At 42.6% G+C, this 4,285-nt stretch carries 5 protein-coding genes and 1 pseudogene; 1 reads left to right on the forward strand and 5 read right to left on the reverse strand.

Going from position 1 to position 4,285, the window contains the following annotated elements; all coding sequences use genetic code 11:
• Nucleotides 1-445: 445 nt before the first annotated feature.
• Complete coding sequence (gene tnpA / locus VTH8203_RS22175; RefSeq protein WP_096991864.1) at nt 446-880, reverse strand: IS200/IS605 family transposase; 435 nt, start codon at nt 878-880, stop codon at nt 446-448.
• Between tnpA and VTH8203_RS24670 the strand changes: the two genes are divergently transcribed.
• Entirely contained in the window at nt 881-1,033 is a 153-nt protein-coding gene (locus VTH8203_RS24670; protein WP_158296220.1) for a hypothetical protein, read from the forward strand.
• A 36-nt stretch (nt 1,034-1,069) separates the two neighbouring features.
• Here the strand turns inward: VTH8203_RS24670 and VTH8203_RS22180 are convergent, their stop codons facing one another.
• The 4 genes and pseudogenes from VTH8203_RS22180 to VTH8203_RS22195 all read right to left on the reverse strand — a co-directional run.
• Entirely contained in the window at nt 1,070-1,798 is a 729-nt protein-coding gene (locus tag VTH8203_RS22180; RefSeq protein ID WP_096995607.1) for a transglutaminase-like domain-containing protein, read from the reverse strand.
• A gap of 69 nt (nt 1,799-1,867) precedes the next feature.
• Complete coding sequence (locus tag VTH8203_RS22185; protein ID WP_096995608.1) at nt 1,868-2,611, reverse strand: helix-turn-helix transcriptional regulator; 744 nt, start codon at nt 2,609-2,611, stop codon at nt 1,868-1,870.
• 163 nt (nt 2,612-2,774) lie between these two features.
• Nucleotides 2,775-3,695, reverse strand: coding sequence for an IS5 family transposase (locus VTH8203_RS22190; RefSeq protein WP_096995609.1), 921 nt, complete (start codon nt 3,693-3,695; stop codon nt 2,775-2,777).
• A 410-nt stretch (nt 3,696-4,105) separates the two neighbouring features.
• Nucleotides 4,106-4,285, reverse strand: a pseudogene (locus VTH8203_RS22195) (ISAs1 family transposase); the annotation flags it as partial.

The following is a 4,285-nucleotide window of genomic DNA, read 5'->3' on the forward strand; positions in this document are numbered from 1 at the left end:
ACCATATGACCCTCAACACCAAGAATACTTGGCTAAGAGAAAGTCAAAAAGGCAAGCTCGCAACTCTTGGAAGGAGCCTATTCTCGCTGCTTTATAAGTTGCTGGGTATCAAACGATGCCTTCGTGAAGGCTTGAGCCTAGTGCAGTGAAAGTTGCACGCTGGGTTCTTAGGGGGACGGCACTTGGTAACAAGTGTCGTCTACCCGACCATTCTGCGTTAACGTAATTACTCATTGGCGAATCGTGCTACTGAAGTCACCGTAAGTTTGCTCAAGGTTGCTACTAGCAGAGTGGTGAAAGGAATCTCCCAAAAATGAGCAAAAAAGCAACTAACATGTATCACTCAAGGTTGCATGATTATGCATGTTAAGTTGCTTTTACATGTACAATCAAAACTACCGGTGAAACCGGTAGTATGATGAAAGCCCCTAGAAGGGGCTATGTTTTATAAGCCCGAGAGTCGCAACTGCTCTTGGCGTTTTTCTTCCGACTCCTGATTACGTATGTATTCACGAATCATCTGTTCATCGAGTCCTACTGTGCTAACACAGTAACCTCTTGCCCAGAATTTTCTCCCAGTAAAGTTACGTTTTACCTGCATATAGTCGCGGAAAATTCTTATTGCTGATTTTCCTTTCAAAAAGCCAACAGTATTGGCCACGCTATACTTTGGTGGAATCATCAAGAGCATATGGATGTGATCTTTCATCGCATAACCCTCAACCAATACTACCCCTTGCTGTCTACATAACTCTCTTAAGATTTTTCCGATATCTCTACGCAATGAACCATAAATCGCTTTCTTTCGATATTTTGGAACAATCACAACGTGATATTTGCAATAATGTTTAACGTGAGCTTGGCTCTGCCAGTCTCTCATATGACCTCCTTTGAACTTGCCGGTTCTATAAAGGAGGTCATTTTCCCATCGATGCACGCTGTTACGGCAGAGCCTTTTCGAGTCACACCGCCAGAGGCGGTGGTTTACCAAGTTTCAATTACTCTGGAAGTTAGTGCAACACAACTTCTGTAGCCTAACTGAAACGCTTGTGTAGCGAACTATATGAGGTTACCCGATGTTTGAAATCCCTTTTGTTCGTATGTTGTTCACATTCCAGTTCATTAGGTGGCGGAGTGCATATTGAAACATCACTTTTTTTATACCTGACAAGTTACTACCATGTACTGAATAGAAATCTTCGGGTTGTGAAAACACACCAAAGTCGTCAGCGATCCCTTCACTTTGTATATAGGTATCTTCTCCTTTCCAATCAACACTAGGGCTGGACAAACATTTGGTTGCAATTCCGTAGCCTGAGAATGATTCATTATCTTCAGCAAATCTGTTTTGCACCTGTTTTAAGTATTCACTATCTATAATATAGCCTTCTAGATTAATCCAGCGATCGTTCAGATAGACTTCCACCCAACTATGAATGATACGCTCTGGCGCGATCATAAAAAGGTAGTTCGGAATCGCTCCTCGCTGTAATTCATTAAAAATGGTAAAACCATGGAAACGTGTAGCAATACCTACTGCACGCAAAAGCGCCATTAATAAGGTGCTTTTGGTATTACATTGTCCGTAGCCGTCTTTTAGCACTTGGCTCGCCGCTAAGCGATCATCTTTGTTATAACCGAATTTAATTTCATCTCGGACGTACTTGTAAATTGCACCAATAGCATCGTACTGAGAGAACTTATTCCACTCTTTGCCCTCAACTAGTTCTTGAATGTCTGGATGCTTAAAATCTAGCATTGCCGTTTCTTGTAGATAATCTTTAGATACAAAAGTCATGAATAGCTCCTCTCTTCGAACACGTAAAGAGAGTAAACAAAGGACGAAGACAAAACTTGAATAAACTGGCTAACTTTCTTGAAAAATGGCCTTTGCTTGGCGAATGGTCATTCCAAACGTTTTCCTAAAACTTCGGCTTAAATGCGCGCTGTCAGAGAAACCTGCCATGTAGGCAGCGTCTGTCGCCGATGCTCCTTTTAGTATTGCTCTTACCGCACATATCATTCGACACCACAACAGGTATGGTCGCCAAGGTATACCAAGTTCCTTACTAAACAAGTGGAGAAATCGACTTTCAGATAGAGCAAGCTTTTTGGCAACGTCAGATGCTCTCCAATGGTTAGGCTTCAGACATTGCCCATCTAGGCATTGAGAAAGTTCGTTTAGTAATGTCCTAATACGAGGGTCTGTTGTAAGGCTTTCATTTAAAAACGGGAACGTAATTGGTAGACCTAGACTTTCAAACAATGAAGATAACTGTACCGCCACATCATCAGTGTTTTGGATATGGTTGAAAGATAAAGCAGAACCTTCAAATACCCTTGATGGCCGTCCTTCCAACTTTTTTGATAACGCAACACCTAACTCACTGGAGGGTTCGACCAATAAGATCCAGCCCTCATCCATTTGCAACTGATGCTCGACGTTAGAATCAATAACTACAGTAGTATTAATTTCCTTGTTATCTAATGTACAACCATAATCGGCTCGAGGCCATGCTAACTGAATTGCGTGGTGGCTATGAGGAGAGGCATCTATAGATGAGCCATATATGATAACGATACCCGCTCTGAACCAGATATTTGAGTTCATTAGCTAATGCCCCCTGATTATTACATTTGTTTGGTTACTGATTTGTACATCCATACCAAATTTAAATGTATCCTAAATTGCTGTCGAGAGTTGTTTCGAATCTTACATGGGCTTTGTTGCTTAATTCGGTTGGAAGACATGGCAGCCCAAAGCTGTTCGGTTATTATGCGATATACTGAGTTTTAGGCATACCTAGCCCTGTAAGCTTATTCAGCGCTTTGATCATTGCGTAAGTCTCGTCAACCTGAGCATTGTAATTTCTCAAGCTTAATTTCCCACCTAACAACTGTTTCACCCGATACATTGCTGTCTCTGATAGCGAGCGTTTATGGTAGCCATACCGCTTTTTCCACTTTTTGTTGGAGCCGTAGAGCTTCTGGCAACCTACTGCTAAATTGCGAGGGTGTCCTTGTTCCCAGAATGCAGCCCCTTCTCGTGGTGGGATAAGCGCAACCGCTCGCTTAATCCGTATCGCATCATGACAATTCCTTGTGTCATAAGCACCATCACCTGATATTTCAATGAGTTTACGACGCGTCTGCTTAAATAAGTTGGGGAGCACTTCCGCATCGGTTACGCCAGATAAACTCAGCTCTGCTGCGACTATTTCGTGAGTGCTTGTATCTACTGCAATATGCAGTTTACGCCAGACTCTGCGCTTCCCATCAGTACCATGCTTCTTGACTTTCCATTCACCCTCGCCATAAACCTTGAGGCCAGTGGCATCAATTGCCAGGTGTTGTATTGCTCCTCTGGTTTTGGGTTTAAATGAAACCTCAACTTCCTTAGCTCGGCGGCTTATACAGGTGTAGTGCGAGCAAACAAGCGGGATGTTAGCCAGGCTAAAGACAGAGTCTAGAAAACCTTGTAGCGCTCTCAATGGCATAGAGAAAATGCGTTTCACCATCAGTGCGGTAGTAATGGCTAAGTCGCTGAATCGGCGAGGTCTACCACGCTTGCCTTGTTTGTTTTGATTCCACTCAGCTATCGTTTCCTCGTCAATCCAAAAGGTCAGAGAGCCACGGTTGATCAAGGCTTTGTTGTACTGCTTCCAGTTAGTTGTTTTGTAACGAGGTTTAGGCATGGGGCTACAATGATTGATGGATGTAGCCGATCAGATCGTAAATGCTAGATTTAGTTCCATCGATTTAAGCAACAAAGCCTCTTACATGTTTCACAAAACAGTATATCAGAGCCAAAATGCCAGATAGTGCATACGCATCAATTTACATTGTTATTGCATAAAGTAAATTTGATAGCGGAAATCGTGGATGAAAGGTTTTGTCCAATTTCTTCCATCTCTGGCACTGCGATAAGTGGTGCCTGAATGGCTTTTGGGATACTAATAGTTATTCGATCATAGCTAAATTAGAAAAGTCACTGACACGACTTTGTCCAGAGACCTGCCAGGATGATTATCGCTATGACGTTTGTGTCCAAAAAGTGTGCTTAGCTCGATAGAGCCTCAGGGCGGGATTCCACTTTGAATAAATATTAGCCAAATATTATTTTTGAGCGATATTCACCAGACCAACCTGACTTTCTACGTTTGGCAGCCAAGCTATCTTTGTCACTCTCATCCTGCTTTATCGTGTTCAACGCAGCACGATTAAATGCCGCTAAGTGAGCAGCTCCATCTGGGTCTTTTACTTTTAGTTCATCTTCTCTGAATAC

The sequence above is a fragment of the Vibrio thalassae genome (genome assembly GCF_900089835.1).
Lineage (GTDB): Bacteria > Pseudomonadota > Gammaproteobacteria > Enterobacterales > Vibrionaceae > Vibrio > Vibrio thalassae.

Coding starts and splice junctions, on each gene's coding strand:
- tnpA (WP_096991864.1), bottom strand. CDS start 880: ATGAGAGACTGGCAGAGCCAAGCTCACGTTAAACATTATTGCAAATAT.
- VTH8203_RS24670 (WP_158296220.1), top strand. CDS start 881: ATGACCTCCTTTGAACTTGCCGGTTCTATAAAGGAGGTCATTTTCCCA.
- VTH8203_RS22180 (WP_096995607.1), bottom strand. CDS start 1,798: ATGACTTTTGTATCTAAAGATTATCTACAAGAAACGGCAATGCTAGAT.
- VTH8203_RS22185 (WP_096995608.1), bottom strand. CDS start 2,611: ATGAACTCAAATATCTGGTTCAGAGCGGGTATCGTTATCATATATGGC.
- VTH8203_RS22190 (WP_096995609.1), bottom strand. CDS start 3,695: ATGCCTAAACCTCGTTACAAAACAACTAACTGGAAGCAGTACAACAAA.